The 26,570-nt window shown below is 69.2% G+C and carries 22 protein-coding genes, 1 tRNA gene and 1 pseudogene; 13 read left to right on the forward strand and 11 right to left on the reverse strand.

Features of this window, described 5'->3' with window-relative positions:
• The first annotated feature begins 6 nt into the window (after window positions 1–6).
• The 4 genes from tmk (at window position 7) to ACW14X_RS15720 (ending at window position 4,030) form a co-directional block, all read left to right on the forward strand.
• Complete coding sequence (gene tmk, locus ACW14X_RS15705) at window positions 7–657, forward strand: dTMP kinase (protein WP_457162593.1); 651 nt, start codon at window positions 7–9, stop codon at window positions 655–657.
• Window positions 654–1,814: a DNA polymerase III subunit delta' gene (locus ACW14X_RS15710; RefSeq protein ID WP_160026318.1), complete on the forward strand. Its 1,161-nt coding sequence runs from the start codon at window positions 654–656 to the stop codon at window positions 1,812–1,814. Before tmk ends, ACW14X_RS15710 begins: the two co-directional genes overlap by 4 nt.
• Window positions 1,811–3,331 (forward strand): alpha/beta hydrolase, encoded by a 1,521-nt coding sequence (locus ACW14X_RS15715; RefSeq protein ID WP_350838954.1) that lies wholly within the window; start codon window positions 1,811–1,813, stop codon window positions 3,329–3,331. Before ACW14X_RS15710 ends, ACW14X_RS15715 begins: the two co-directional genes overlap by 4 nt.
• 111 nt (window positions 3,332–3,442) lie before the next feature.
• Window positions 3,443–4,030 (forward strand): hypothetical protein, encoded by a 588-nt coding sequence (locus ACW14X_RS15720; protein WP_350838952.1) that lies wholly within the window; start codon window positions 3,443–3,445, stop codon window positions 4,028–4,030.
• An 11-nt stretch (window positions 4,031–4,041) separates the two neighbouring features.
• Here ACW14X_RS15720 and ACW14X_RS15725 read toward each other — a convergent pair whose 3' ends face one another.
• A complete protein-coding gene (locus ACW14X_RS15725; protein WP_350838950.1) occupies window positions 4,042–4,968 on the reverse strand; it encodes a LysR family transcriptional regulator in 927 nt (308 codons plus the stop codon).
• 11 nt (window positions 4,969–4,979) lie between these two features.
• Between ACW14X_RS15725 and ACW14X_RS15730 the strand changes: the two genes are divergently transcribed.
• Complete coding sequence (locus ACW14X_RS15730; RefSeq protein ID WP_457162594.1) at window positions 4,980–5,255, forward strand: hypothetical protein; 276 nt, start codon at window positions 4,980–4,982, stop codon at window positions 5,253–5,255.
• Window positions 5,256–5,268: 13 nt separating this feature from the next.
• A tRNA-Thr gene (locus ACW14X_RS15735) sits at window positions 5,269–5,341 on the forward strand.
• A gap of 182 nt (window positions 5,342–5,523) precedes the next feature.
• Here the strand turns inward: ACW14X_RS15735 and ACW14X_RS15740 are convergent.
• A pseudogene (locus ACW14X_RS15740) lies at window positions 5,524–5,847 on the reverse strand (hypothetical protein); the annotation flags it as partial.
• 49 nt (window positions 5,848–5,896) lie between these two features.
• Window positions 5,897–6,187 carry a hypothetical protein gene (locus ACW14X_RS15745; protein WP_457162595.1) on the reverse strand — a complete coding sequence of 97 codons (291 nt, stop codon included), beginning with the start codon at window positions 6,185–6,187 and terminating at the stop codon, window positions 5,897–5,899.
• Window positions 6,188–6,613: 426 nt separating this feature from the next.
• On the opposite strand from ACW14X_RS15745, the gene ACW14X_RS15750 reads away from it, so the two are divergent.
• The 5 genes from ACW14X_RS15750 to ACW14X_RS15770 all read left to right on the forward strand — a co-directional run bounded on the left by ACW14X_RS15750 (window position 6,614) and on the right by ACW14X_RS15770 (window position 14,416).
• Entirely contained in the window at window positions 6,614–6,844 is a 231-nt protein-coding gene (locus ACW14X_RS15750) for a hypothetical protein (RefSeq protein ID WP_457162596.1), read from the forward strand.
• A 334-nt stretch (window positions 6,845–7,178) separates the two neighbouring features.
• The gene (locus ACW14X_RS15755) at window positions 7,179–9,455 is read left to right on the forward strand and encodes an immunoglobulin-like domain-containing protein (RefSeq protein WP_457162597.1); all 2,277 of its coding nucleotides are present in this window, start codon (window positions 7,179–7,181) and stop codon (window positions 9,453–9,455) included.
• Window positions 9,456–9,465: 10 nt separating this feature from the next.
• A complete protein-coding gene (locus tag ACW14X_RS15760) occupies window positions 9,466–12,021 on the forward strand; it encodes an alpha-L-arabinofuranosidase C-terminal domain-containing protein (protein WP_457162598.1) in 2,556 nt (851 codons plus the stop codon).
• A 10-nt stretch (window positions 12,022–12,031) separates the two neighbouring features.
• The gene (locus tag ACW14X_RS15765) at window positions 12,032–13,522 is read left to right on the forward strand and encodes a family 43 glycosylhydrolase (RefSeq protein ID WP_457162599.1); all 1,491 of its coding nucleotides are present in this window, start codon (window positions 12,032–12,034) and stop codon (window positions 13,520–13,522) included.
• Between the two features lie 66 nt (window positions 13,523–13,588).
• A complete protein-coding gene (locus ACW14X_RS15770) occupies window positions 13,589–14,416 on the forward strand; it encodes an alpha/beta fold hydrolase (RefSeq protein WP_457162600.1) in 828 nt (275 codons plus the stop codon).
• Window positions 14,417–14,553: 137 nt separating this feature from the next.
• On the opposite strand, the gene ACW14X_RS15775 is transcribed toward ACW14X_RS15770, so the two are convergent.
• The gene (locus ACW14X_RS15775) at window positions 14,554–15,855 is read right to left on the reverse strand and encodes an MFS transporter (RefSeq protein WP_457162601.1); all 1,302 of its coding nucleotides are present in this window, start codon (window positions 15,853–15,855) and stop codon (window positions 14,554–14,556) included.
• A 139-nt stretch (window positions 15,856–15,994) separates the two neighbouring features.
• Here ACW14X_RS15775 and ACW14X_RS15780 point away from each other — a divergent pair, with 139 nt between their 5' ends.
• Window positions 15,995–16,729, forward strand: a complete 735-nt coding sequence (locus ACW14X_RS15780) for an SDR family oxidoreductase (RefSeq protein ID WP_457162602.1) — start codon at window positions 15,995–15,997, stop codon at window positions 16,727–16,729.
• Window positions 16,730–16,749: 20 nt separating this feature from the next.
• Here the strand turns inward: ACW14X_RS15780 and ACW14X_RS15785 are convergent, their stop codons facing one another.
• The 4 genes from ACW14X_RS15785 to ACW14X_RS15800 all read right to left on the reverse strand — a co-directional run bounded on the left by ACW14X_RS15785 (window position 16,750) and on the right by ACW14X_RS15800 (window position 22,432).
• Window positions 16,750–17,607, reverse strand: coding sequence for an alpha/beta hydrolase (locus ACW14X_RS15785; RefSeq protein WP_457162603.1), 858 nt, complete (start codon window positions 17,605–17,607; stop codon window positions 16,750–16,752).
• 42 nt (window positions 17,608–17,649) lie between these two features.
• Window positions 17,650–20,043 carry a DUF6351 family protein gene (locus ACW14X_RS15790; RefSeq protein ID WP_457162604.1) on the reverse strand — a complete coding sequence of 798 codons (2,394 nt, stop codon included), beginning with the start codon at window positions 20,041–20,043 and terminating at the stop codon, window positions 17,650–17,652.
• 92 nt (window positions 20,044–20,135) lie between these two features.
• Window positions 20,136–21,728: an MDR family MFS transporter gene (locus ACW14X_RS15795; RefSeq protein ID WP_457162605.1), complete on the reverse strand. Its 1,593-nt coding sequence runs from the start codon at window positions 21,726–21,728 to the stop codon at window positions 20,136–20,138.
• A 98-nt stretch (window positions 21,729–21,826) separates the two neighbouring features.
• Window positions 21,827–22,432, reverse strand: coding sequence for a TetR/AcrR family transcriptional regulator (locus ACW14X_RS15800; protein WP_457162606.1), 606 nt, complete (start codon window positions 22,430–22,432; stop codon window positions 21,827–21,829).
• Between the two features lie 73 nt (window positions 22,433–22,505).
• On the opposite strand from ACW14X_RS15800, the gene ACW14X_RS15805 reads away from it, so the two are divergent.
• A complete protein-coding gene (locus tag ACW14X_RS15805; protein ID WP_457162607.1) occupies window positions 22,506–23,831 on the forward strand; it encodes an NAD(P)/FAD-dependent oxidoreductase in 1,326 nt (441 codons plus the stop codon).
• Between the two features lie 12 nt (window positions 23,832–23,843).
• Here ACW14X_RS15805 and ACW14X_RS15810 read toward each other — a convergent pair whose 3' ends face one another.
• The 3 genes from ACW14X_RS15810 to ACW14X_RS15820 are packed head-to-tail and all read right to left on the reverse strand — an operon-like array spanning window position 23,844 to window position 26,544.
• A complete protein-coding gene (locus ACW14X_RS15810; protein ID WP_457162608.1) occupies window positions 23,844–25,376 on the reverse strand; it encodes a PucR family transcriptional regulator in 1,533 nt (510 codons plus the stop codon).
• Window positions 25,377–25,422: 46 nt separating this feature from the next.
• Window positions 25,423–25,911 (reverse strand): nucleoside deaminase, encoded by a 489-nt coding sequence (locus ACW14X_RS15815; protein ID WP_201451184.1) that lies wholly within the window; start codon window positions 25,909–25,911, stop codon window positions 25,423–25,425.
• A 51-nt stretch (window positions 25,912–25,962) separates the two neighbouring features.
• The gene (locus ACW14X_RS15820; RefSeq protein WP_457162609.1) at window positions 25,963–26,544 is read right to left on the reverse strand and encodes a superoxide dismutase family protein; all 582 of its coding nucleotides are present in this window, start codon (window positions 26,542–26,544) and stop codon (window positions 25,963–25,965) included.
• Between the last annotated feature and the right edge of the window lie 26 nt (window positions 26,545–26,570).

The raw sequence follows: 26,570 nt of genomic DNA on the forward strand, positions 1-26,570 counted from the left end.
GGCTGCGTGAGGTTTCCGGGTGTCTACGCAGAGCACGGCGTCTTCGTCTGTTTCGAGGGCGGCGAGGGGTCGGGCAAGTCGACCCAGTCGCGCCTGCTCCACGAGGCCCTGACCGCGCGCGGCCACCGGGTCCTGCTGACCTTCGAGCCGGGCGACACGGCCGTAGGCAAGGACGTACGCCGCATCGTGCTGTCCCCGGAGACCGGAGACCTCGACGATCGGACCGAGGCGCTCCTGTTCGCCGCCGACAAGGCCGAGCACATCGAGTCGATGGTCCGCCCGGCGCTGGAGCGGGGCGAGGTGGTCATCACCGACCGCTATGTCGACTCGATGCTGGCCTACCAGGGCGCCGGCCGGGTGCTGGACGCCACGCAGCTCGAGGAGGTGGCACGGTGGGCGACCGCCGACCTGCGGCCCCACCTGTCCGTGCTGCTCGACCTGGACCCGACAGCCGGCTTCACCCGGTTCGAGGAGCGTGATCGGATGGAGCAGGAGTCGGTCGAGTTCCACCAGCGGGTGCGCGCCGCGTTCGTCGGGCTGGCGGAGCGGAATCCGGACCACTACCTGGTCCTGGACGCCCGCGCTCCGGTCGAGGAGATCCACGCCGCGGTGCTGGCGCGCCTCGAGCCGCTGCTCACCCAGGCGGTGAGCGCATGAACGTCGCCACGACCTCGGTCTGGGACAACCTGGTCGGTCAGCGTCACATCATCTCCACGCTCCAGACCGCCGCTGCCGGCCACGGAATGACCCAGAGCTGGCTCTTCACGGGACCTCCGGGCTCGGGACGGTCCAACGCCGCCATCGCCTTCGCCGCCGCGCTCCAGTGCCCGAACGGCGGCTGCGGCCAGTGCCACGCGTGCCACACGGTGCTGGCGGGCAGCCATGCCGACGTCAACCTGGTCCGCACCGAGAAGCTGACCCTCGGCGTCGACGAGATCCGCGACCTCGTCCGCCAGGCCGCCCTCAGTCCGGCCGGAAGCCGCTGGCAGATCCTGATCATCGAGGATGCCGACCGACTCACCGAGCAGGCCAACAACGCGCTGCTCAAGGCGGTCGAGGAGCCCGGCGCCCGCACGGTCTGGATGCTCTGCGCGCCGACGGTCGAGGACGTACTTCCGACCATCCGGTCCCGGTGCCGGCTGGTCACGCTGACCACCCCGACCGCGCCCGACGTCACCGTCTTCCTGCAGCGCACGCTCGGTGTCGACCAGGAGCGCGCGGCCTACGCGGCGCGCGCGAGCCAGAGCCACATCGGCCGGGCCAAGGCCCTGGCCCGCGACGACGACACCCGGCGCCGGCGCGAGCAGGTGGTGGCCTACCCGGCCCGGCTGAACACCCTCGCGGACGCGCTCCGGGCCGCGGGCGAGCTCGCTGCCGTCTCGAAGGAGGAGGCCGACGCGGTCACCGCCGACCTCGACGCTCAGGAGAAGGCCGACCTCGACACCGGCTACGGCGTGGTCGATCGCGGCCGCCGACCGCGTGAGTACGGCCCGGCGCTGTCCGCGCTCGAGAAGGACCAGAAGCGCCGCGCCACCCGCCGCCACCGCGATGTGATCGACCGCGGGCTGATGGACCTGGTCTCGGTCTACCGCGACGCGATCGCGATGGCCGCCGGCGCTCCGGTGACCCTCGTCAACGAGGAGCATCGGCGCGAGATCGAGCAGCTCGTCGCGGCCTCGACCCCCGAGCTCAACCTGCAGCGGATCGGGGCGATCTTCGAAGCCCGTGAGCAGCTGCTGGAGTTCAACGTGCAGCCCCAGTTGGTGCTGGAAGCGATGATGGTGGCGCTGTTGCCGCCCGGAGGAGATCAGTGAAACTCAAAGCAGTGACCGGCGCCGCCGCGCTGACCGCTCTGACCGTGATCGCCGCAGGCTGCGGTGCCGACAGCGGCACCCCCGACGCCGACCAGGTGAGTCCGAGCGCGGAGGCGACAGCGGCCCCGAGCGAGGGGCTGCAGACCTTCTACAGTCAGAAGCTGGACTGGAAGGACTGCAACGGCGCCTTCGAGTGCGCGACCCTCGAGGTCCCGCTCGACTACTCCGACCCGACCGGACGCACCATCGAGGTCTCGGTCATCAAGGACCCGGCCAACGAGAAGAAGATCGGCTCGCTGGCGATCAACCCGGGCGGCCCGGGCGGCTCCGGCATCGAGTACGCCCTCTACAACAACCAGTCCTTCAGCTCCACCGTCCGCGACTCCTACGACATCGTCGGCTTCGACCCGCGTGGTGTCGGGCAGAGCACCCCGGTCGACTGCCTCGACGACGAGAGCCTCGACGCCTACGTCGCGGTCGACCCCGACCCCGACACCCCGGCCGAGGAGAAGGCGTACGTCGACACCGGCGTCGAGATGGCCAACGGCTGCGCGGCCCAGAAGGACGGCATCTCCGCCCACGTCAGCACCGTCGAGGCGGCTCGGGACATGGACGTGCTCCGGGCTGCCCTCGGTGAGGACCAGCTCGACTACTTCGGCGCCTCCTACGGCACCCAGCTCGGCTCCACCTACGCCGAGCTCTACCCCGACCGGGTCGGCCGGTTCGTGCTCGACGGTGCGATCGAGCCCGGGCTGAGCGTCCTCGAGGCCAACCTCGCCCAGGCGAAGGGCTTCGAGGTCGCGCTCCGCTCCTACGTCGAGAACTGCGTCGACGAGGGCGACTGCTTCCTCGGCGACACCGTCGACGAGGGCGTCGAGCGCGTCCAGAAGCTGATGGCCGACATCGACGCCGAGCCGCTGCCCGCCGGCGACCGCGAGCTGACCGCCGGCAACGCGCTCTACGGCCTGATCACCCCGCTCTACGTCGAGTCCTACTGGCCCTACCTCACCGACGCCCTCCAGGCGGCGATGAAGGGCGACGGCTCCCAGCTGATGAGCCTCTCGGACAACTACGCGGGCCGTGACCCCGAGGGCGGCTACATCAACAACACGATGGAGGCCAACTGGGCGATCAACTGCCTCGACGACTCCTCCGGCCTCAGCCCCGAGGACGTACGCAAGCAGCTGCCCGCCTTCGAGGAGGCCGCTCCCACCTTCGGCGCGGCCCTGGCCTGGATGCTCAACGGCTGCGCCGCGGAGAAGTTCAAGGCCACCGAGCCGGAGCCCGAGATCGACGCCCAGGGCTCCAACCCGATCGTCGTCGTCGGCACCACCCGCGACCCGGCCACGCCTTATGAGTGGGCCGAGGCCCTCGCCAAGGCTCTCGACAACGGTGTACTCGTCTCCCGTGACGGTGACGGCCACACCGGCTACATGCAGGGCAACGGCTGCGTCGACGACGCCATCGACGACTACCTGGTCGACGGCAAGGTTCCCGACGACGGCTTGGAGTGCTGATTTACCCCATGTGGGGTGGGTCCTCACCGTCTCCGCCCGCTGGATCTCACTGACCCAGAGGATCACTTCTCGTAATTTCACCTCGAGAAGAAGGGTCACGAGCACGTGATCATGAACCAGCGAGTCCGTTCGACGACGAAGGCATTCGCTGCCTCTGCGGTCGCCGCCCTGGCGATCGCGGTCGCCCCCGTCATCAGCCAGCCCGCCCACGCAGCCACGCCGCCGGCCACCGTGTCGGCCAAGGTCATCACCAAGGTCATCAAGGTCTCCGCCAAGCCGTACGGGACGAGGTCCTACCGTCCCGTCGGCAAGCTGACCGCGGGCGGCAACCCGATCAAGGGCAAGCGCATCCACCTGCAGAAGAGGGCCAGCGGCCGCTGGATGAGCGTGACCTCCTGCGTCACGAACAAGTACGGCAAGTGCGCCGTGATCGTGACGCCGAAGGTCAGCCGCTACTACCGCTGGAAGTTCGCCGGCGACGCCAACCGGCGCGCCGACGTGTCCGCGTCGTTCTACCTGAAGAAGCGCGTCTCGGGTCTGGACTACACCTACGCCAACGGCGAGCAGGTTTTCAACGCGACCTCGACCAACGACCGCGACTGCGGCGAGATCCCGGGCTACAAGAAGCCTGTCCGGGTCAACAACAGCTCCGACCCGTGGCGCCTCGACGCCGACAACGACGGCTACGGCTGCGACTGAGCCACACCGGGCTAGCGCCGGTGGACCGGGTCCGCGATGGCCTGGATCCGCTTGGTGGCCAGCTCGATCATCAGTGTGGCGGCGGGGGAGAGGGTGGCGTCGGTGCGGTGGACGACGGCGAATGTGTCGTACGTCCGCGGCCGCAGCGACACCCAGCCGGCCTTCGGCGCCAGCCGGGGGAGCAGCTGTTCGGCTGCTCCCTTGGCGATGACGCTGTCGGCATAGCCCATCCCCACCAGTTCGACGGCCGTCTCGATGTCCTCGACCTCGATCCGGCTGGGTGGGTTGCGGCCGGTCTCGTGGAGCAGGTTGCGGATCGTGACCCGGGTGGGGTCCTCGGCGCTCCAGCTCGTGTCGGACATGACCAGCGAGGCCAGCGAGAGCCGGTGCGGGGTGACCGGTGTGGCCAGATGAGCGGGGTCGGCCGAGATGTAGACGAGCTCGTCGCGTGCCACGGGCGTGACCTTCAGGCCCGGACCGGAGACGCTGCCGACGAGCAGCATCGCCGCTTCGAGCCGTCCCCGTCGCAGGTCCTCCTGGACCTCGGCTGAGTTCTGCCCCGTCAGCTCGACGCGTACGCCCGGGTACCGGTCGAGCACGTCCGCCACCAGACCGGCGCCGCCGTAGAGCCGCGCGATCCCGAACATCCCGAACCGGATCGTCCCGGTCTCGAACTGTTTCACCGCCTGCACGGCCTTGCGTGCGTCCTCCGCGGCGGCGACCGTACGCTCCGCGTGCGGCCTCAGCTCATCGGCCACCCCGGTCGGCACCACCCCACGCCCGACGCGCCGGAAGAGCTGGACGCCGAGCGTACGCTCGAGGCCTCTGACCTGCTCCGAGATCGACGGCTGCGCGTACCCGAGCTCGTCGGCCGCCGCGGTCAACGAGCCATGCTCGTAGACCGCGAGGAACACGCGGAGCTGGTGCAGCGACAACATAGAGACATCCTATGACTTTCCAAGGAAAGATCGTCTACCTCTATGAATCGCCGGCGGCCATCATTGAATCACCACCCCTGTGTCCGCAGTCGGTGGTTGACCCACGTTCAGAGAAGAGCAGAGCAACAATGAAGCACGGCGTACGCCGCCTGGGCCGCCTCATCGGCAAGGGCAAGCCCACCCGCATGACCATCGACGAGCACGTCGAGGCGCACCGTTTTAGTGTCGAGCGCGCAGTCTCGGTACACTCATCCGGTCCGCTCAACCAGACCCGCTTCATGCGGTAACGGCTGACGGTACGCCGCCTTAGCTCAGTCGGCAGAGCGTCTCACTCGTAATGAGAAGGTCGTCGGTTCGATTCCGACAGGCGGCTCCGACAAGAACCCGGTTCTGACCAGCCACAACACGGCTGCAAGGGCCGGGTTTCGTGTTGTCATTTGCCCGTCTCCTCGTCTCGTGCCCCCCAAGTCGTGTTTGGGGCCTTTCCCGGGCGTCGTCGTTGAGCCGCTCGAGGCCCGCGATGTCAGCGCCCGTACCGAGGAAGTGCAGGTACAGATTCGTGGTCGCGATCGACTCGTGACCCATCCACTCCTTGACCGTCCCGACGTCGACGCGACGAGCCGGCCAGAGACATGCTGCGGTGTGCCGCAGGTCGTGAAGCCGTCGCCCTTGGCCGATCTTCTCCCACTGCAGAGCGCGGATGACAGCGCCATGGTGCAGGGTCGCGCCTGAGTCGGTTGTCAGGAGAAAGTCAGTCGCCTTCTTGCCCTCCGCCAGCCGTTGCACGATCGGGAGCACGCGATTAGCCAAGGGGACACGACACCAGCGAGACAGTGCCCGAAGAGGCAGCGCGCCGGATAGATCGAGTCGTCCGACCATCCTGACGCGCGACGCCTTGGCGCGATCAACGTTGGCGGCTGGCGCCGAATCAGAGAACCAGGCCCACCAGCGAGATCAGGCCCATGGTGAATATGGTCAGCACGAGCAGGAGGACGGCGATGCAGCCGACCTGAACCCACCACCGCGTGGGTTCAAACAGAGTGGCTTCGGCCTCCCAGTCCGGCTCGCCCTTTCCTACCCAAGCGACGATGTGCTCCCACGAGCAGAAGTCCTTCCACACCTCTTGCGGTTGGTTCTCGAACTGGACGCAGAAGTACGTATCGTGGGCGAGGACCGGTCCGCCGCACTCCGCGCAGGTCCGCTCACTGTCTGGGATCACGCCCGGAGCCTAGAGCCCCCGTCGCGCGGGTGAACATGTCCACCGCAATCATCGAAACGTTCTGCACTCACTCACGCAGGTCCGCGCCCCCGACCCGCCAACCGCAAAGTCAGTTGCCGGACGCCTTACGCGCCCCGATCGCCGGACCAGATCCAGTCACCCGGCCCGGTTCGTGAGAACTTTCTCTACTGACTCAAGGCGCGCTCCGCGCGCAGGCCCGTCGGCGGGCCAGGGACCCCGCGCTCCGGGCATGCGGCATGGCGGCCGGGCCTACGCGCCCCCCGTCCCGACGGCAACGGGCAAAACCAGAGGAGTGCCTCAGTCTGAAGACCAAGACGCTCCTCCGTGCACCAGTTCGGCGCTCACCCGAAACGGTTCACATCGAACGACCATGCGCGAACCCCGCCACCCGCTACGGTCGCCGACATGCTCCAGCGCTTCCTCGCCCGCACGCTCAAGACGTGGTGGCTCGTTCCAGTCGGCATCGCGTGCATGTTGGTCGGCTTTGTCGTCGACACGAGCTGGTGGCTGATCGCCGTCGGCGCCTTCTGGTTCCTTCCGCTGGGCTGGGCGGTCCACCTGCAAGGCCAGGAGCGCAAGCTCGCTGAACAACGCCAACGTGAGGAAGCAGCGAAGCGCGCTGAATCTCCGAAGTAGCCCCAGTCCACGCCTTCAACCGACGCGCCCGCGCAGCGCTCGGGCTTCCGCGTGCCACGCACCACCGTAGTGAGAAGGTCGTCGGTTCGATTCCGGCAGACGGCTCCGCCAAAACGCTCGTCTGACCAGCCAGAACACGGCAGGAACGGCGGGGGTTTTTTCGATTTCGTGCACCGCGCCCGTCGGGGAGCAGTCGGCGGGACCGCCCAAGAGACTTGGCCGGCGGCTCTTGACGACAGCCTCAGCCCCCTGGTTATGTTAGCGCTCACATTCATGTGATCGCAGTCACACATGAGTAGCCCGGCGTTTGTCCAAAGCTGACCCTGGAGCGCAGATGGACCAGTCGAAACCGACCCCCGACAACCCGCGCCGGAAGCATCTCGCGCGCACTCTGGCGGCGCTCGCGTCGTTGCCCCTGATGCTGGCCGGCCTGGTGACCACCGCGCCGGCGCAGGGCGCGAGCGACGTAGGGCTCGTCGTCCACTATCCCCTCGACCAGACCGCCGGCACCACGGTCGTCGACGAGTCGGGCGCCGGTCGCAACGGCACCATCTCCGGTGATGCGACCTGGCTCGGCGGCGAGGGGCTGTCCCTCGGCGGCACCAACGGCCACGTCAGGCTGCCGAACGACGTGATGGCCGGGCTGACGTCGATCACCGTCTCGCTCGAGGTGAAGATCGCAGCGGACCAGGCCACGCCCTACTTCATCTGGGGCCTCGGCAACACCGGCTCCAACGGCTCGGGCAACGGCTACCTGTTCACGACCGGCAACGCCTACCGAACGTCGATCGCCACGGGCAACTGGAGCACCGAGCAGACGGTCACCGCGGGCCGAAACCTGGTCCGCGACACCTGGAAGACCATCAGCTACACGCTCGCCGACGGCACCGCGGTGCTCTACGAGGACGGTGTCGAGGTCGCCCGCCGCACCGGAGTGACCATCACGCCCGCTCAGATCGGCAACGGGGTCACGACCGCGAACTACCTCGGCCGATCCGTCTACAGCGGCGACCGTCACCTGAAGGGGCAGGTGCGCGACTTCAGGATGTACGACCGCGCACTGACGGCGGCCGAGGTCCACGAGCTGGGCCACGTCACCGACGAGCAGCGCGTCGAGCGCGACCTCGCCTGGCTGGAACTCGGTGACACGTCCCGCGTCGTCAGTGACCTCTCGCTCCCGGCCAGCGGACCGAACGGCTCCACCTTCACCTGGGCCTCCTCCGACCCCGCTGTCGTCTCCGCGACCGGTGACGTCACCCGCCCGCCCTACGGAAGCCCCGACGCCACCGTCACCCTCACCGCCACCGCAACCCACGGCTCCGCGAGCCAGCCCGAGGCGTTCACCGTCAACGTTCCCGCCGACATCAGCGACGAGGAGAAGGTCACCCGCGCCGCAGCCGCGCTCAAGGTCTGGGACGCCGATCAGATCCGCGGCAACATCACGCTGCCGACTCAGGGCCTGCACGGCACGACCGTCAGCTGGACCTCCAGCGAGCCCACGATCGTGACCCCGACCGGCGAGGTCAGCCGGCCTGCGTACGGCGAGAAGGCCGTCCGCCTGGCACTCAACGCCACCGTGAGCCTGGGCAAGGTCAAGGGCAAGCGGCAGTTCCGGCTGACGGTCCTGCCGCTGCCCAAGCAGGAGCCGCTCGAGGGCTACACCTTCGCCTACTTCACGGGCGAGGGGACGGCTGACGGCGAGCAGGTCTACCTCGCCGCCAGCAGGGGCAACGACCCGCTCCACTGGGACGAGCTCAACGGCGGCCAGCCGGTGCTGCGGTCGCAGCACGGCGACAAGGGCGTACGCGACCCGTTCATCATCCGCTCCCCGGAGGGCGACAAGTTCTACCTGATCGCCACCGACCTCAAGATCTACGGCAACGGGGACTGGGATGCGGCACAGCGCCACGGGAGCCGCTACATCGAGATCTGGGAGTCCACGGACCTCGTGAACTGGTCCGAGCAGCGCCACGTCCGGGTGTCCTCGCCACAGGCCGGGAACACCTGGGCGCCCGAGGCCTACTACGACGAGGGGATCGGTGCGTACGTCGTCTTCTGGGCCTCGAAGCTCTACGACGAGTCCGACCCCGAGCATGCCGGCAACACCCACAACCGGATGGTCTACGTGACCACCCGGGACTTCCGGACCTTCAGCGAGCCCCAGGTGTGGATCGACCCGGGCTACTCGGTGATCGACTCCACCGTCGTCGAGCACGAGGGGACCTACTACCGGTTCACCAAGGACGAGCGGAACAACACCTCCACCACGCCCTGCAGCAACTTCATCGTCGAGGAGAAGGCCACCTCGCTGCTCGACCTGGACTGGAGCTTCGTCGCCGAGTGCATCGGCAAGGCGACGGCCGAGAACCCGGGTATCGACCGCGGCGAGGGGCCGACGATCTTCAAGTCCAACACCGAGGACAAGTGGTACCTGTTCATCGACGAGTTCGGCGGCCGCGGGTACGTGCCGTTCGAGACCACCGACCTGGACTCGGGCTTCTTCCGGATCTCCAGCGACTACCAGCTTCCCAGCCGCCCCCGCCACGGAACCGTTCTGCCGGTGACCAAGGCCGAGCTGGACCGCATCCGCACCGCCTACCGCGTGTTCTGAGGAGACCATCGTGCACAGAATCCGTCTGCTGACCGTCCTGTCCGCCGCCACCGTCCTCGCCCTGCCCCTGTCCTACGCAGCGCCCAGCCTCGGCGCGGACCGACGAGCCGCTGCACCCGAACCCGACTACACGATCACAGCCCACGCCAGTCAGGCCGGGCCCGAGATCAGCGACTCGATGTACGGCGTCTTCTTCGAGGACATCAACTACGCGGCCGACGGCGGTCTCTACGCCGAGCTGGTGCGGAACCGGTCCTTCGAGTTCCTGCCGGCCGACAACCGCTCCTACACCGGGCTGACCGCCTGGACCCCGCGAGGAGAGGGCGGAGGCAGCGGTACCGCCACGCCCGTCAACGACGGCTCCCGGCTCAACGAGCGCAACCGCACCTATCTGCAGCTGTCCCTGGCCAACACCGCCGGCGGCACGTACGGCGTCTCCAACGGCGGCTGGAACAACGGCGTCGCGCTCGAGGCCGGCAAGAGCTACGACTTCTCGGTCTGGGCACGCTCGGACATCGCCAACGGCACGCCCCTGACCGTGTCGCTGCGCGATGAGTCCGGCGCCACCTCGTACGCCGATCCGGTGCGAATCCAGGTCGACGGCGACACCTGGAAGAAGTACGCCGGCACCTTCACCGCGAGATCCACGACCGACTCCGCACGGCTGTGGCTGCAGGGGGAGGGCGTCGGCACCCTCCGGCTCGACATGGTCTCGCTGATGCCCGAGGACACCTTCATGGGCCGCGAGAACGGGCTGCGCAAGGACCTCGCCGAGAAGATCGCCGCGCTCGAGCCGGAGTTCGTCCGTTTCCCGGGCGGCTGTCTCGTCAACACCGGCAGCATGTCCGGCTACGACGCCGCCTCCGGCTGGCAGCGCGCCCGGTCCTACCAGTGGAAGGACACCGTCGGCCCGGTCGAGGAGCGAGCCACGAACGCCAACTTCTGGGGCTACAACCAGTCCTACGGACTGGGCTACTACGAGTACTTCCAGTTCGCCGAGGACATCGGGGCGATGCCGCTGCCGGTCGTACCGGCGCTGGTCACCGGCTGCGGCCAGAACCGGGTCACCGACGACGAGGCCCTGCTGCAGCGCTACATCCAGGACACCCTCGATCTGATCGAGTTCGCCAACGGCCCGGTCGACTCCGAGTGGGGCGCCCTGCGCGCGGAGATGGGACACCCGGAGCCGTTCGGACTCACCCACCTCGGCGTGGGCAACGAGGAGAACCTGCCGACGGAGTTCTTCGAGCGGTTCGAGAAGTTCCGCGCGGCCATCGAGGCGCGCTACCCGGAGATCACGATCATCAGCAACTCCGGCCCCGACGACCAGGGCGCGCTCTTCGACCAGCACTGGGCACAGAACCGGGCCGCCGGCGTCGACATGGTCGATGAGCACTACTACAACTCCCCGACCTGGTTCCTGCAGAACAACGACCGTTACGACCGCTACGACCGCAACGGGCCGAAGGTCTTCCTCGGTGAGTACGCCTCCCAGGACAACAAGCTCTTCAACGCGCTGTCCGAGGCGGCGTACATGACCGGGCTCGAGCGCAACGCCGACGTCGTGCGGCTCGCCTCCTACGCCCCGCTGCTGGCCAACATCGACCACGTGCAGTGGCGCCCGGACATGATCTGGTTCGACAACGACCAGTCCTGGAGCTCGGCGAGCTACGAGGTCCAGAAGCTGTTCATGAACAACGTCGGTGACCGGGTGGTACCCAGTGAGGCGACCGGCAAGGTGATCGAGGCGCAGCCCATCACCGGCGGCGTCGGCCTCTCCACCTGGGCCACCTCCGCGGCGTACGACGACGTGTCGGTCACCGCCCCGGACGGCACCGAGCTGTTCGCCGACGACTTCCAGGACGGAGACGCCGAGGGCTGGAGCTCGCTGGCCAACCGAGGCAGCTGGTCGGTCGTCGACGGCGCCTACACCCAGACGGACGCTGCCGCCCAGGACACCCTGGTCGGGGCCGCGGACATCACCGCGAGCGACTACGACATCAAGCTCAAGGCCAAGAAGCTGTCCGGCGCCGAGGGCTTCCTCGTCGCGTTCGGGGTGAAGGACTCCGGCAACTTCTACTGGTGGAACATCGGGGGCTGGAACAACTCCCGCACCGTCGTCGAGAAGGCCACCAACGGCGGCAAGGAGACCCTGGTCGCCCGTGAGGGTCACTCGGTCGAGACCGGGCGCACCTACGACGTACGCATCGAGGTCCGCGGGACCCACGTCCGGCTCTTCCTCGACGGCCAGCTCTTCCAGGAGTTCGACGACGACCAGGTCACCGAGCCGTTCGCGCAGGTGGTCACCCGTGACGAGGCGACCGGCGACCTGCTGGTCAAGGTCGTCAACGCCCAGGCCGAGCCGGCGGTCACCCGCGTCGACCTCGGCGTCAAGGTCGCCTCGAGGGCGCAGATGACCGTCATCAGCGGCGACCCGGAGGCGCAGAACACCCGTACGGCGCAGCCCATCAAGCCGGTCACCAGCACCATCCGCGGCGTGGACAGCACCTTCACGCGCACCTTCGCGCCGTACTCCGTGACCTTCATCCGCATCCAGACCCGGTAGGGGAGCATCCATGTCCGATCACCTGAACCACCTCAGTCTCCGGGCCGGCCTCAGCAGACGACACCTCCTGCAGGCCGGGGTCGGCCTCGGGGCCGCGGCCGCCCTCGCCGGGCACGTCGCGCCGGCCGCCGCGGCGCCGTCCACGCCGATGCCCAGCGACGCCGAGATCTGGGGAGTGCCGACCCTCAACCCGCTCGTCGAGCGCCGGGCCGACCCGTTCGTCACCCGGCCCGTCGACGGGATGTACTACCTGACCGGCTCCGTGCCGGAGTACGACCGTCTGGTGATCCGCGGGTCGGCCTCGCTCGCCGGCCTCGCCACCGCGGCGGAGTCGGTGATCTGGCGCCGCCCCGCCAGCGGGAAGATGGGCGGTCACATCTGGGCGCCGGAGCTGCACCGCATCGACGGTCGCTGGTACGTCTACTTCGCGGCCGGCGACTCCGACGACGTCTTCCGGATCCGGATGTACGTCATGGAGTCGACGCTCGCCGACCCGCGAGACCCGGCGGGCTGGGGCGCGCCGCAGCAGATCGTCACGCCGTGGCAGAGTTTCGCCCTCGACGCGACCACCTTCGAGCACGCCGGCCGCCGCTACCTGGTCTGGGCGCAGAGCGAGCCCGAGATCGCGGTGAACACCAGCCTCTACATCGCCGAGATGAGCTCCCCGTTCGCGATCAGCACCTTCCCGGCGCGGATCGCGACCCCGACCCGCAGCTGGGAGGTGCAGGGCTTCAAGGTCAACGAGGGGCCCGCCGTGCTGGTCCGCAACGGCCGCGTCTTCATGACGTTCTCGGCCAGCGCCACCGACTCGCGCTACTGCATGGGCCTGCTCACCGCCTCGGCGGACGCCGACCTGCTCGACCCGGCGTCGTGGGTCAAGAGCCCCGATCCGGTGTTCACGACGAACGTGCAGACCGGGCAGTACGGCCCGGGGCACAACTCGTTCACGGTCGCCGAGGACGGCGTGACCGACGTTCTCGTCTACCACGCCCGGGACTACCGCGACATCACCGGCGATCCCCTCTACGACCCGAACCGGCACGCTCGCGTGCAGAAGGTCGTGTGGCACGCGGACGGCACACCCATGTTCGGGATCCCGGTCGGGAAGGGCGGGCCGATCGTGCGGCTCACCCCGCTGGATGCGCCGGGCTCGTTCGTACGCCACTACGAGTACGCCGTCCGGGTGGACCATGCCCCGAGGGACCTCGCCGACAGCCAGTTCCGCTTCGTTCCCGGTCTGGCGGGCGACGGCTCGGAGTCGCTGCAGTCGGTCAACTTCCCCGACCGGTACGTCCGGGTCACCGGCGGCATGATCCGGATCGACCCGGTCGAGTCCGGCCCAGCGTACGCCGCGGAGGCCAGCTTCCGACGGATCCCGGTCAAGGGCGGGATCTCGCTGCAGGTGGCCACGGATCGCGGCGACTACCTCCAGCACGACCGCGGTGCGCTCACCGTCGGCGGCACCGTGGGACGGCGCTCCAGCACCTTCGCCCTGACTTGAGCCGCTGGGTAACGTCGATCTGAGTCGTTACCAATCACCCGCTGCGCGTGACGGGAGGCGAAAGCAGTGGATTGGGTCCTGGACCAGGAGTTTCCTACGCCGGGTGGGACGGTGCGGTGGAGCATGCTCGGCAGGGGCGAACCGATCGTCCTCGTGCACGGCACGCCGTACTCGTCGTACCTCTGGCGCGACATCGCTCCGGCTTTGTCGCGCCGGCGCACGGTCTACGTCTTCGACCATCTCGGCTTCGGCGCCTCGGAGAAGCACGAAGGCCAAGACCTCAGCCTGGCCGCCCAAGCGCAGAACTTCAGGCGGCTGCTGGACCACTGGGGGTTGTCCAGCCCCAGCATCGTGGCTCACGACATCGGGGGCGCGATAGCGCTGCGCGCACTGCTCATCGAAGGTGCCGCCTACCGCGACCTCACGCTCTTCGATGCCGTCAGCGGTGGCGAGTGGGAGCGCGGTCTCTTCCGGCTCATCCTGAACCATCCGGACGTCTTCGACCAGCTCCCGTCCTACGCTCACGAAGCGCTGGTCGCGAGCCACCTGAGGAACGCGACGGAGGTCGGCTTCCGTCCCGGTGTGCTGGAGGCGTTCCTCGACCCGTGGCGTGGAACGGACGGACAGGCCGCCTTCTATCGCCAGTACAGCCAGATCCACCAGGCCGACACCGTCGAGTACGAGCCCCTGCTGGGCGAGCTCTCGCTCCCGGTTCACATCATCTGGGGACGTCAGGACCGGATACTTCCGCCCGAGTACGCGGAGTGGCTGCACGAACGCGTGCCGCACGCGCGCCTGTCCTGGATCGAGGGCGCCGGTCACCTCCTGCAGGAGGACGCGCCGGCCCAGCTCGTAGGCCATCTCCTGACGGACATGCACAGCCGGCTCGAATGAGAACATCCGTTACCAGATGTCGAGGTTTGGTGACGCTGGGCGCAGGATGCGTGCTATCACTTCCGGGTGCGGTCCGGGCGCCCGTGTTGCTGGAGTCCCCCCACTCGGTAGCGAGGGCGTCCAGGACCGCACGCCAGTCAGGCTCGATCCGCCGTCACGACCTCGACCGGCTGCTCGGTGCGAGGCCCGGTCCACCAGATGGCGGTGGTGACCAGGCCGATCGCGAGCAACGCGGTGGTCAACCAGAACGGATAGGTGCGGTCGATCCCGGAGAGCCAACCGGAGATCCAGCCGAACGGCGCGGCGGCGAGCATCACCGCGGTGCGTTGCAGCGCCATCACCCGTGACCGCTCGTCCTTGTCGACGTGGAAGGCGACGAGCGACTCCGAGAGCATGAAGAGCATCCCCGCGCCGAAGCCGTCGAGGAGGAGGCACACCCCGAGAAGCGCGTACGTCACGACGCCGGCGTCACCCTCGCCGGCCGGGATCACGACGAGCACGAGCTGGCCGGCCAGATAGATGCCGAAGCCCCACAAGGTCGCCTGCTTGAGGTCGTGCCCCGAGGTCAGCCGGCGGATGAGGGTGAAGAGGAAGAGCACCGACAGCAGCGAGCGCACCATCGGGAAGAACGGCAGCACCGGGTCGGGCACGTGCAGGTGTTGGTTGACCAGGACCTGCCAGAAGGTGGCGTTGACGAGGGTGACGGCCGCGACGACGGCGGCGATGGCCAGCGCCAGCAGCGAGCCGCGCGAGTGGGCCAGCAGCCTCGCGGCCTCGCGGTAACCGACGAAGAGCCGCCAGAGGCTCTCGTGTCGGGTCTGCTCCATCCGGATCCGGCCCTGTCGGGTCTCGGTGGAGGCGGCGTACAGCAGGATCACCTTGGCCAGCATCACGACCGCGGCATTGATGAAGAGCACCCGCACCGCCGGCTCCAGGCCGAACTGCGCGACCATGAAGGCGGCGATCGGGGCGAAGAGCGCCGAGCAGTCGGCCGCGACCCGCACGAGCGAGTAGATGCCGGTGAGCTGGTCGCGCTCGGCGTCCTCGACCATGAGGCAGTCCCAGGCGTTCGCGGTGACCTGCAGCGCCCCGTTGAGCAGCGACGCGGCCAGGAAGGCCCAGAAGTCCTGGGCGAACGCCCAGATCAGACAGGGGATCACGAAGGCGATCACGTCGAAGACCGCGTTCGTCAGCCGACGTCCCATCCGGTCGGTGATGATGCCGCCGGCGAGCCCGAAGAACACCTGGGAGATCATCCCGGCGGTCGCCAGCAGGCCGATCTGGGCGTCGTGCAGCCCGAGCGTGAGCATGAAGACGGAGAGGTACGGCAGCACCAGCGCCATCGACAGGCCCCACATCGGCTCCGTCCACACGCATGCGCGCGGGTTGCCACGGAGGTGGATCAGGGTGTGCCAGAGGGAGCCGGGGGAGGATGCCACCGGGACAGTGAACCAGGGGTGACATCAAGGGTGGAAACGCTTTAGCCAGGCTCCTGCGACGTCTGATTGCCGCCAGAAGTGGCGGACCGACATCGGTTGAATGGTTCATGAAGCAACCAATTCGAACGATGGGAAGCACATGAACGTCGCCCTTGTCACCGGAGCCAGCCGCGGTATCGGCCGGGCCACGGCACGCCAGCTGGTCCAGAGCGGCAGCCACGTCATCCTGACCGCCCGCCGTCCCGAGACGCTCGAGGCCGAAGTCGAACGGCTCAACCGCGACGGCCACTCGGCGTCGGCACTCCAGCTGGACGTCACCGACCGCGAAAGCGTGCAGCGCGCTGCTGATCATGTCGCCGCGACGTACGGGCACCTCGACGTTCTGGTCAACAACGCCGGCGTCCTTCCGGAGGCCAGCAACCCCGACCCGGCCGAGGTCGTCGACCTCGAGATGTTCCGGGTCACCTACGAAACCAACCTGATCGGTGCGGTCGCCGTCCTCGAGGCGTTCCTGCCGCTCATCCGGAAGAGCGAGGCGGGGCGGATCGTGAACGTGACGACCACGATGGCCTCACTGGCCGACCAGACCAACCCCGAGTCTCCCTACTACGGCATGGTCGTGCCCGCCTACCAGTCGTCGAAGACCGCGCTGAACAACGTGACCATCGCGCTGGCGAAGGCGCTCGCCGAGACTCCCGTCAAGGTGACCTCGGTGTGCCCGGGATTCGTGCAGACCGACCTGACCCCGATCAACCGGGACAACGCGCCCACCACGGCGGATCAGGCCGCCGAGGTGATCGTCCGTGCGGCGACCCTGCCCGACGACGCCCCGTCAGGGACGTTCGTCGACGCCAACGGACCCGTGCCGTGGTGAGTGCGCTATGAGTGGCTTCGTCAGCCGGCCGCGATCTCCGCGAGGAGGTCGGCGGCCGGGGCCGGGTGGACGAGCCAGCCGAGGTGGCTCGACGTCAGGATGTGGACGGCGTACGGGTTGTCCGGGGTGAGGGCGTCGCCCTCGCGGATCAGCCGGTCCTGCATCGCCGTCGGCATGCTGACGTCCTCGCTGAGGCGTACGTAGGCGCGGGGCACCGTTCCCCATGTCGACGCCTGGGCGCGGTCCTCGGGGCCACCCGCGTCGAGGTTCTCGTCGGGCTGGAAGGTGTTGAGGAACGTACGGAACTCGTCGTCGGTGCCGTCGGCCATGAAGGCGTGCTTGAGGCCGGCGAGGACCTCGGGGGAGGCGGTGCGGAAGTTGCAGCGCAGCAGGCCGACGTCGGCGGGGTTCGCGGCGGCCGCGCCGATCAGCGCGGAGGCGTCGAAGGAGGCCATCTCCGGCTCGGCGTTGTACGCGACCGCATCCAGCTCCACCGGGGCCCAGGCCGAGACGTAGACCATCGAGTCGATCAGGTCCGGGCGGGCGTTGGCGGTCGCGGTCAGGGTGATCCCGCCGCGGCTGTGCGCGACGACGATCACCGGGCCGTGCTCCTTGGCACGCTCGAGCACCGAGACGAGGCGAGCCACGTTGTCGGCGAGAGTGACGCCCTTGATGCCACCCGGGGCGGAGGCGAGCTCGGCGAGGTCCTGGGGCGCCTGGTAGGCCGCCGGGAACGTCGCCTCGAAGCCGTGGCCGGGGAGGTCGACCGCGAGGGAGCGGAACCCGCGCAGCGCCAGCTCCGCCTGCAGCGGTGCGAACGAGAACGAGTTGGCGAAGGCGCCGTGGACGAGGACGAAGGTCGGCTCCGGGGAAGGCATGGGCGAGACCTTAGCGGCGAGTCGCCGATGACGGCTGGCCTTTTATTCGTCGACCGCGCCACCGAACGGCGCCGACTGCGGCGCCGTGCCCATCGGCGTACCTCCGTGGACGACCGAGCCGTCGGCTCGCTGGTAGGTCAGCCACGGCACGGTCCTGGTGAAGCCCACACCCGGCTTGCTGTAGTCGCAGACCCCGCTGGGGAAGGCGGCCTCCAGCCGCTTCCACTGGGCGTCGGTGAGCCCGAAGGCGCCGTAGTCGTCGGTCCGACGCAGCGGCTTGAGCTGGCACTTGGCGTTGTCGGAGTGGTTGTTGTCGCCGGCCACGATCCGCGGCGTCGCGAAGTCGGTCTTGACCAGGTCGCTGACCGGTCCGAGCCCGCACACCACGTCCGAGACCGGGTCGACCACGAGGTTGAGCGCGGGATCCAGGACCGGGTTGAGGGCGGGGTTCAGGCCGTCGAGCGCGCCGCCGGTCAGGTCGTCCACGAGCGGGTCGGCGACCGGCAGGAACAGGCCGTCCTCGCTGGAGACTCCCTGGGTCTGGGTGCACCGGTCGTGCAGGTCGCCGGGACGGTCCTGGACGATCTTGTCCGCCAGCGGTACGTCACGCTCGTCCGCCTCCACCGAGGCCAGCCAGCGGTCCATCGCGAGCAGTGCCTCCTTGGAGTAGCTCGGGTCGCCGATGAGGGGTGTCACGCCGTACCAGATCACCTGGTTGTCGGCGTGCCCCTGTTCCCGGGTCAGCCGGTCGCGCATCGCCCACGACCAGCGGGCGTCGTGCGCGATGCCCGGGTCGGGCCCGCGGTGGTCGATGATCGCCACGTCGGACAGGTTGCTGGCGGTGTTGACCATCCCGCTGCGGTAGGCGTTGGTGAGCGCCGTCGGGTCCGCGACCGAGCGCTGTGCCCGCGGCTGGACGTCGATGTCGAGCCCGCCGATCTTCTCGTTGACGTCGACGAACTGCTCCGGGGTGATCGCCCCGGCACGGAGCGCCTCGAGGCCGTACTGCACGCCGGTGTTGTCCAGCGGCGAGCCCGCGAAGCCCCGCCCGATCTGCTTCTCCTGGGGCGTCCACACGCTCTTCGGCCGCGGGCCGAAGATGTTGATGGCGCCGTCGATGATCGAGCAGCGTACGCCGCCGGGGTTGCTCTCCGCGTCGTAGCGCTCCCGGTCGCTGACCCCGGCGCACGGGTGCGTCGGCATGACCGCCTGCTTGAACAGGCCCTCGTCGGCGGTGACCGCGTTGAGCGGCAGCAGGTGGCCCTCGACCGCCGCCCACTGCAGCGGGTTCCAGAACCTGCCATCGGTGAGGCGCTCGGAGCTCTCGAAGTACTTGCGGAGCAGGTGGTAGTCGGAGAACTGCAGGCCAGGCGAGAGCGAGTCGGGGTAGGAGCACGTCACGACCAGACCCTGGTAGATCCCGGGGTAGGCGTTCGCGATCGTCTGCTGCGCGATCGAGCCGCCGGAGCAGCCGCTGCCGATCGTGTAGCGCAGGTCGCCGTACGTCTCGACCAGGTGCTCCTTGGCCATCATCAGCGACTCGGCCGCGCTGGTGACGGTGCAGTTGTGGCCGGTGTTGGCCAGCGCGGTCGAGAGCATCGCGAAGCCGCGCCCGAGGGCGACGGTCGGGCTGTCGCCCAGTGCGTCGGCGACGAGCGGGACGCCCAGGTCGAAGGTGCCGGAGTAGTCCTTGGTCGGCGCGGTGCCGACCTCGTGGTCGACCCCGCAGCTGCCGCCGTGCGGGATGAACAGCTTGTTGTTCCACTGCTGCTGCGGACGCCAGCGCTGCCACCGTTTGCCGGGCTGCCAGAGCACGGCGATCCGGTACTGGTCGCGGTTCTGGTAGCCGGTCTCCACACGTACGACGAACGGCACCGTCACGCCCTCGTCGGTGGTCGTGGTGGCGACGTCACGCGGAGGGTTGGCGGGATCGTACGGCTGGAGCCCGTCGAGCAGTGGATTTGTCGATTTGTAGAGCCAGCTGATCGCCGGCTCCTGGTTGCACTGCGCATCCGTCGCTGTCGGCTGACAGCGCCACGGCTGCAGCTGAGGTCCGGAGAAGATCGGCCCGCCGCGCGGGTGGTTGGTGATCGTGAGCCGGGCGCCACGACCGTCAGGCAGGCGAGCGGTCAGCTCGTTGGTCCCGACCCGCAGGCCGCGTACGACACCCTCGATCTCGCCGTTTGGTCGCTCCGCGAAGACGCCGGTGACGTCGCGGTCCTTCAACGACACCTTCAGGTCGTCCGGGTCGGCGCCTTTCGGCAGGGTGACTCGCACCAGCGCGTTGCCGTCGGAGACCAGATCGGCCCGGTTGGAGAGGGTCTCCAGGACGACGTCCCCGGCCGAAGCCGCCGAGGCCGGTGCCACACCGAGCAGCATGCTCGCGACGAGGGCGGACACCGTCGCGATCGAGAGGGGCAGGGCGCGAGCGGGCATGGCATGCCTTTCCGAGAGCTGCGCACGTCCCTCGAGCGGACGGTCGCCGTGACAGGAGAATGCCCCCTGCCACGGCGACCGTCAAGGAAGCCTCAGCCTGCGACTGCCTCCCCGCGAGCGACCATGCCGGCCTCGTCGGAGAGCTTGACCTCCTTGAGGAACAGCGCGAGCGCGAGACCGAGGAGGATCAGCGGCACGAGGTACCAGAACGCCGGTGCGAGCGCCTCGGTGAAGGCGTCGACGACCCAGGTGTGGAGCGGCTCGGGCAGCTGCTCGACAGCAGCCGGGGTGAGGCTCCCGCCGGAGAACCCGGCACCGTCGGCGGGCATCATCCCCGAGGAGGCCATCTTCTCGGCCAGGCCACCGAAGTTGTCGGACAGCCGCGTGGTGAACACGGTCGTGAACAGCGCCGTGCCGACGGTCGCACCGATCTCCCGGAAGAAGTTGTTCGCCGAGGTCGCGGTGCCGAGCTCGTGCGGGTCGACGGCGTTCTGGACAGCGAGCACGATCGTCTGCATGACCAGGCCCATCCCGGCGCCGAGCACGAAGATCATCAGCCCGAAGACAACCATCGACATGTCGCCGGTGATCGTGGTCATCCAGGCGATCCCGGCCGCGGTGATGAGCAGACCGGCGATCGGGAAGATCTTGTAGCGGCCCGTCTTCGAGATCGCGATGCCCGAGCCGATCGCGGTCAGCATCATGCCGGCCATCATCGGCAGCATCAGCAGCCCGGAGCTGGTGATCGAGGCACCGGTCGACATCTGCAGGAACGTCGGCAGCATCGCCATCGCCGAGAACATGCCCATCCCGAGGACCAGGCCGATCAGCGTGGTCACCGTGAACGTGGGGTTCTTGAAGAGGCGCAGCGGGATCAGCGGCTCGGGCGCGAGGGTCTCGGTGAGGATGAAGGCGGCCACCGAGGCCAGGGTGCCGATGAGCAGCGCGAGCAGCTGCGGCGAGGACCAGTCGTAGCCGTCGTGGCCGAGCGACTCCCACGAGGTCAGCAGCACGATGCCGCAGGTGGAGAGCACCATGAACATGATCCCCAGCCAGTCGACCGGGCGTCCGGAGCGGTGCGAGGGCAGACGTAGGGCGAACCAGGCCACCGCGAACGCGATGATGCCGACCGGCACGTTGATCCAGAAGGTCCAGCGCCAGCCCGGGCCGTCGGTGAGCCAGCCGCCGAGAAGCGGCCCGATGACGGCGGAGATACCGAAGAGGGCGCCCATCGGGCCCATGTACTTACCGCGCTCGGAGGCCGGCACGATGTCGGCGATGATCGCCTGGGACAGGATCATCAGCCCGCCACCGCCGAGCCCCTGGAGACCGCGGGCGGCGACCAGCTCGGGGAAGGTCTGCGCCATCCCGCCGAAGAGCGAGCCGAGCGTGAACAGGGCGACGGCGACCAGGAACGGCCAGCGGCGACCCCACAGGTCACCGAACTTCCCGTACAGCGGCATCACGATCGCGATCGCCATGATGTAGGAGGTGATCACCCACCCCTGGTGCTCGACCCCGTCGAGCTCCCCGACGATCGTCGGCATCGCCGTGCTCACGATCGTCTGGTCGAGGGAGGAGAGGAACATCGAGGCCATCAGGGCACCGAAGATCAGCCAGATCGTACGCGGCGTCAGCACGACCAACGGCTTGTCGGGCGCGTCGGGCGCGACCGTATGACTCATGGGGTTGGACCTTCCAGGCGGGATTTGAACAGGCAGGAGTTGAAGAGGTGGTGACACACGGGTCCCGTGTGACGTGAGAAGTCCCGAGAGAGGTGCGGCTAGTCGTCGAGGAGCAGACGGAGTTGGGCGACGGCCTCGGGCAGATGCGCCACCGCATCGCCCTCGTAGCCCGACCGCGCCCAGGCGAGCGCGCTCGATCGCATCAGCAGCCCGGCGACCATCCCGATCGTGTCGTCATCGACAGGGGAGGGCCGTGCCGTACGTCGCTCGGCGAGCAGCTGCTCGAGCTCGCCGATGACGCGCTGGTGCCAGGCGATGTGTCGCTGGACGAGGCGGGGTTCGGAGACCATCAGCCGCATCGCCCGCTCGCCCTGCTCGATGTTGGGAGCGGCATTCCTGAGGAATCCCGCCACCAGCGCCTCCAGGTCGGTCATCAGCCGCCCCGACGGCCCGCCGGAGACGAACTGCGCGCGCACCTCGGGGTCCAGGTCGATCTCCTGGATGCCGAGGACCGCATCGTCCTTGGAGTCGAAGTAGTTGAAGAACGTACGCGTCGACAACCCCGCCGCGGCGCTGATCTCCTCCACGGTGACGTCATCGAGACCACGCTCGCCGACCAGTCGCTGAGCAGCCTCGATCAGCGCCAGCCGACGCTCCCGCTTCTGGCGCTCGCGGGCGTTCGAAGGAGGGGCAGAGGTGGGCACAGGGCTATTCTTGCAGTGAGTGCAAGTTGCAGTCAATGCAAGAAAGGTGTGGCGGGGACAACAGGGTGCTGTTGTGGAGGGAGCACAGCCGCAACCCCTGAACTTGTGGGCGACGGCCAACGAGCAGCCGCGCGTGGCAGCCGACGATGGAGCCATGAACTCCAGCAGGCACTCACGTCCCGAGCGCGTCGTCGTGGTCGGCGCAGGCATGGTCGGGTTGTCCACCGCATGGTTCCTCCAGGAGGCCGGTGTCGAGGTCACCGTCCTCGACCGCGACGACGTCGCCGCGGGCTCGAGCTGGGGCAACGCAGGGTGGTTGACGCCCAGCATGGCCGTGCCCCTCCCGGAGCCCTCGGTGCTGGCCTATGGCTTCCGGGCCGTGCTCAGCCCATCCTCCCCGGTGTACATCCCGCCGACCGCCAACCCGCGTCTGCTCCGCTTCCTGGCGCAGTTCGGCCGCAACTGCACCCACCCGCGGTGGCAGCGCGCGATGGCGGCTCTGATCCCGCTCAACAACGAGGCGCTCGCGGCCTTCGACGACCTCGAGCGTGGCGGCGTGACGGCGAGAACGAAGCTCGCCGAGCCGTTTACCGCCGCGTTCCGGACCGCGGAGGACAGCAAGGCGCTGCTCGAGGAGTTCGAGCACATCCGGGCCAGCGGCCAGGAGATCAACTTCGATCTCGTCGACGGTGAGACCGCTCGCGCCGACGAGCCCGCGCTCGCCGACGGCATCGCCACCGCGATCCGGATCCGCGACCAGCGCTTCATCGACCCCGCGGCGTACGTGGAGTCCATCGCCGCCTCCGTTCGCGCTCGCGGAGGCCGGATCCTGACGGACCACGACGCGGAGGATGTGGCCTCCTCGGGCTCGGGCGTCGAGGTCGCCGGGGAGCGGTACGACGCCGCTGTGCTGGCCACCGGCGCCCGCCTCAACCGGCTCGCCCGCGACTACGGCGTCCGGCGCATCGTGCAGGCCGGACGGGGATACTCGTTCACGGTCAAGGTCGACGACCAGCCGCGGGGCCCGGTCTACTTCCCGACCCAGCGGGTGGCCTGCACGCCGGTCGGCGACCGGCTGCGGATCGCGGGGATGATGGAGTTCCGCGACGTCGACGCGCCGATGGACCCGCGGCGGATCCAGGCCCTGGTGACCGAGGCCAGGACGCTCCTCAAGGGCGTCCACCTGGACCAGCGCGAGGACGAGTGGGTCGGTGCCAGGCCGTGTACGTCCGACGGGCTCCCGCTCGTCGGGGCCACGCGCGACCCGAAGGTCTTCGTCGCCGGCGGCCACGGCATGTGGGGGATCACCTTGGGCCCGGTCACCGGCCGGCTGCTCGCCGAGCAGATCGCCACCGGCGTACGCCCCGACGAGCTGCGCCCGGTCGACCCGCTGCGGTAGGGGCCGACGGCGTCACCCGTTCGCAGCGTCGGCACGGGCACGCGCCAGCTCGAGGCGTACGGCCAGGCGCTGGGCGGGGTCGTCGAGGTCGAGCGGACAGGCCTCGGAGAGTCGGGCCAGGCGGTACCGCACGGTGTTGGGGTGCACCCCCAGCACCCGCGCCGCTCGGCCGACCTCGCCCCAGTGGTCGACGACGGCCTCGAGCGTCGCGAGCAGCGTGGCGTCGGCCTCGGGAGCAGTGAGCCTGGCGACCGGAGAGACCAGCGGCATCCCGGCCAACCCCGCCAAGGCTCGAGCCAGCACCAGCTCGGGCCAGCAGTCCTCGACCGCGGCCACCGTCCGGCGTCGGCCGGTGAGCTCGACGGTGGACAGCTCGGCCGCCTCGGTCCGGGACCGGATCAGCTCGGCGACCGTCTCCACCGCGGAGCCGAGCCGCAGCCCGACCGTGGGGCTGTGTCCTGACTCGGCGCGGACCAGGTCGGTGAACCAGGCGGTCGAACCGGGGCCGGACGAGTCGGACAGCACCGCGTACAGGAGCCCGTCCAGGTCGACCACGACCGGCTGGCGCCAGCCGTGCCGACGCGCCAGGATCACCCACAGCTCGGCACGCGCCTCGATGCCCAGGCCCTCCGGGCCGATGAGCGCAGCCACCCGCCACGGCTCCGGACCGAGCCAGTCGGGTCGGTCCGTGGTGTCGCCGCGCAGCGCTGTGCGGACGTGGTCTAGCTGTGTCTGACGGTGCAGTTCGGTCTGGGCACGCAGGCGCAGCAGGTAGAGGGCGATCACGTCGACGGCGGCTCGCAGCTCGCCCGATCGTGTTGTTCGGGGTGGCTCGTCCACCACAGCCCAGATCGATCCGAGCCACTCGCCGCCCGCGCGCACCGGGATGACGTATCGAGGCCGGGTGCCCGGGTTCGCCGCTGGCACGAAGAGCGGCTCGTCGGAGCGGGCGAGGTGTCGGAAGACGCCGACCGAGCGGAAATGGTTGCGCACCTCGCGCGGCACCCGGCGGCCCACGATGGTCGACATCCGCGCCTGGTCGACGTCCTCCTGACCGGTGGAGTAGGCCAGCACCCGAGAGGCGGCGTCCTCGACCGTCACCGGGGCCCCGAGCAACGCACCCACCTTGTCGGCCATGTCGAACAGGTCGGAGTAGAGGTCGTCGGCCGGTTCTGGGCTCCGCCCGGTCTGCGCGGCCTCGAGCGTCTTCCTCAGCATCGCCATCACCGGCGACCACGGCGCCTCGTCCGGGATCGCCAGCAGCGGCAGCCCGTGGTCGGCGCAGCGGCGACGCACCTCGTCGCGGTCGGCCCACGAACGCCGGAGCACGAGCGCCGCCGCGTCGCGTGCCTTGCCGACGACCTCCAGAGCGTCGTCCAGCGAGCGTACGCCCACAGCCAGGACCACGTCGCCGCGCTCGACCTGGATGGGTCCGTCGGCCTCGACGAGCTCCACGCCGAGCACGGGCCGGGTCGGCTCTCCGGCCTGAGACAGCTCCGCGAACGCAGGAGCGACCGCCTGCGCCAAGTCTGCTGCGGTGATCACTCGATCACTGTCCCACGAGGACGCGAGGTGCGGCCCCGACCGGTGGTCAGGCCCGAGCTGCCGCCTCATGGAGCTTGCGGATCTCGTCGACCAGCTCGGGGACGGGGCCGACGACATCGACCGCCGGCGCGACCTCCTGGATCGGCAACGCCCGGACCGGCGACTCCGCCGCTCCCCAGCCGGCCCGCCACTGCGTCAGCTGCGCGGAAGAAGCGATGTAGACGACCCGTCCGACCCCCGACCAACCGTGCGCGGCCGAGCACATCGGGCAGTGCTCGCCCGAGGTGTAGACCGTCGCCCCGGCCCGGGTCGCCGGGTCGAGGTTGAGCGCCGCCCAGCGGGCGAGCTCGATCTCCGGGTGCGCGGTCGGGTCGCCGGTCGAGTGCTCGCGGTTGCGACCCTCTTGGAGCGGCGTGCCGGTGCTGTCCGCCAGGACGGACCCGAACGGTCCGTCGCCGTCCGCCAACGCCTCCGCCGCCAGTTCCAGGCAGCGTCGCAGGTGGGCCATGTCAGTCTGGGTGAGATCGGTGGTCACCGTTCCAGTCTGCGGCCACCCGGCGGCGTGCGTCGCCTCATTTCGCGACGGTCAGCCGGCGTCGATCACCGCGCAGGCGATCCGGCCGCCGGCGTCTCCGGTCTTGGTCGTGTCCTCGTCAGGGCCCTCGGGGGCGTACCTCTCCGGGACGTTGGCGTAGTTGTCCGGATCCGCGTGGATCATCACCGCGCTGCCGTCCTCGTCCCGGAGATCGTCGAGCGTGAACGGGCCGGTGAACTCCAGGCTGGCGGTGCCGTCCTCGTTCACCAGGAGCGCGGGCAGGTCGCCGAGGTGCTCACCGTGGGCGCTGTCGTCGGGGTTGAGGTGGCCGCCCGCGGAGAGGAAGTCGCCGGTCTTCGACGGGTCGTCCGGGGCGGTGCTGTCCGCCTCGCACTTGCCGGTCGTGTGCACGTGGAAGCCGTGGTAGCCGGCCGACAGGCCGCTCACCCGGACGTTGATCTGGGTGGCCCCGTCGTCCTCCTCGATCTCGACGGTCCCGACCTTCTTCCCGTCGGGGTCGGCGAGCTTCGCGCTCACCTCGTTGCGGTCGTCGGGGTCTGCCTCCTCTCCGCAGGCGGCGAGAGTCAGCAGGGCACAGGCTGCGAGGGCAGCAGTCGTTGCACGACGGGACAAGGGATACCTCCACGAGAACGGGATCC

It is taken from the genome of Nocardioides sp. YJ-D4 (genome assembly GCF_054031495.1).

What these genes read in the sequence shown, in the direction of transcription:
- ACW14X_RS15765 (WP_457162599.1), top strand. Translation starts at nt 12,032, where the DNA reads ATGTCCGATCACCTGAACCACCTCAGTCTCCGGGCCGGCCTCAGCAGA.
- ACW14X_RS15725 (WP_350838950.1), bottom strand. Translation starts at nt 4,968, where the DNA reads ATGTTGTCGCTGCACCAGCTCCGCGTGTTCCTCGCGGTCTACGAGCAT.
- ACW14X_RS15720 (WP_350838952.1), top strand. Translation starts at nt 3,443, where the DNA reads ATGAACCAGCGAGTCCGTTCGACGACGAAGGCATTCGCTGCCTCTGCG.
- ACW14X_RS15730 (WP_457162594.1), top strand. Translation starts at nt 4,980, where the DNA reads ATGACTTTCCAAGGAAAGATCGTCTACCTCTATGAATCGCCGGCGGCC.
- ACW14X_RS15795 (WP_457162605.1), bottom strand. Translation starts at nt 21,728, where the DNA reads ATGAGTCATACGGTCGCGCCCGACGCGCCCGACAAGCCGTTGGTCGTG.
- ACW14X_RS15780 (WP_457162602.1), top strand. Translation starts at nt 15,995, where the DNA reads ATGAACGTCGCCCTTGTCACCGGAGCCAGCCGCGGTATCGGCCGGGCC.
- ACW14X_RS15785 (WP_457162603.1), bottom strand. Translation starts at nt 17,607, where the DNA reads ATGCCTTCCCCGGAGCCGACCTTCGTCCTCGTCCACGGCGCCTTCGCC.
- ACW14X_RS15790 (WP_457162604.1), bottom strand. Translation starts at nt 20,043, where the DNA reads ATGCCCGCTCGCGCCCTGCCCCTCTCGATCGCGACGGTGTCCGCCCTC.
- ACW14X_RS15710 (WP_160026318.1), top strand. Translation starts at nt 654, where the DNA reads ATGAACGTCGCCACGACCTCGGTCTGGGACAACCTGGTCGGTCAGCGT.
- ACW14X_RS15750 (WP_457162596.1), top strand. Translation starts at nt 6,614, where the DNA reads ATGCTCCAGCGCTTCCTCGCCCGCACGCTCAAGACGTGGTGGCTCGTT.
- ACW14X_RS15755 (WP_457162597.1), top strand. Translation starts at nt 7,179, where the DNA reads ATGGACCAGTCGAAACCGACCCCCGACAACCCGCGCCGGAAGCATCTC.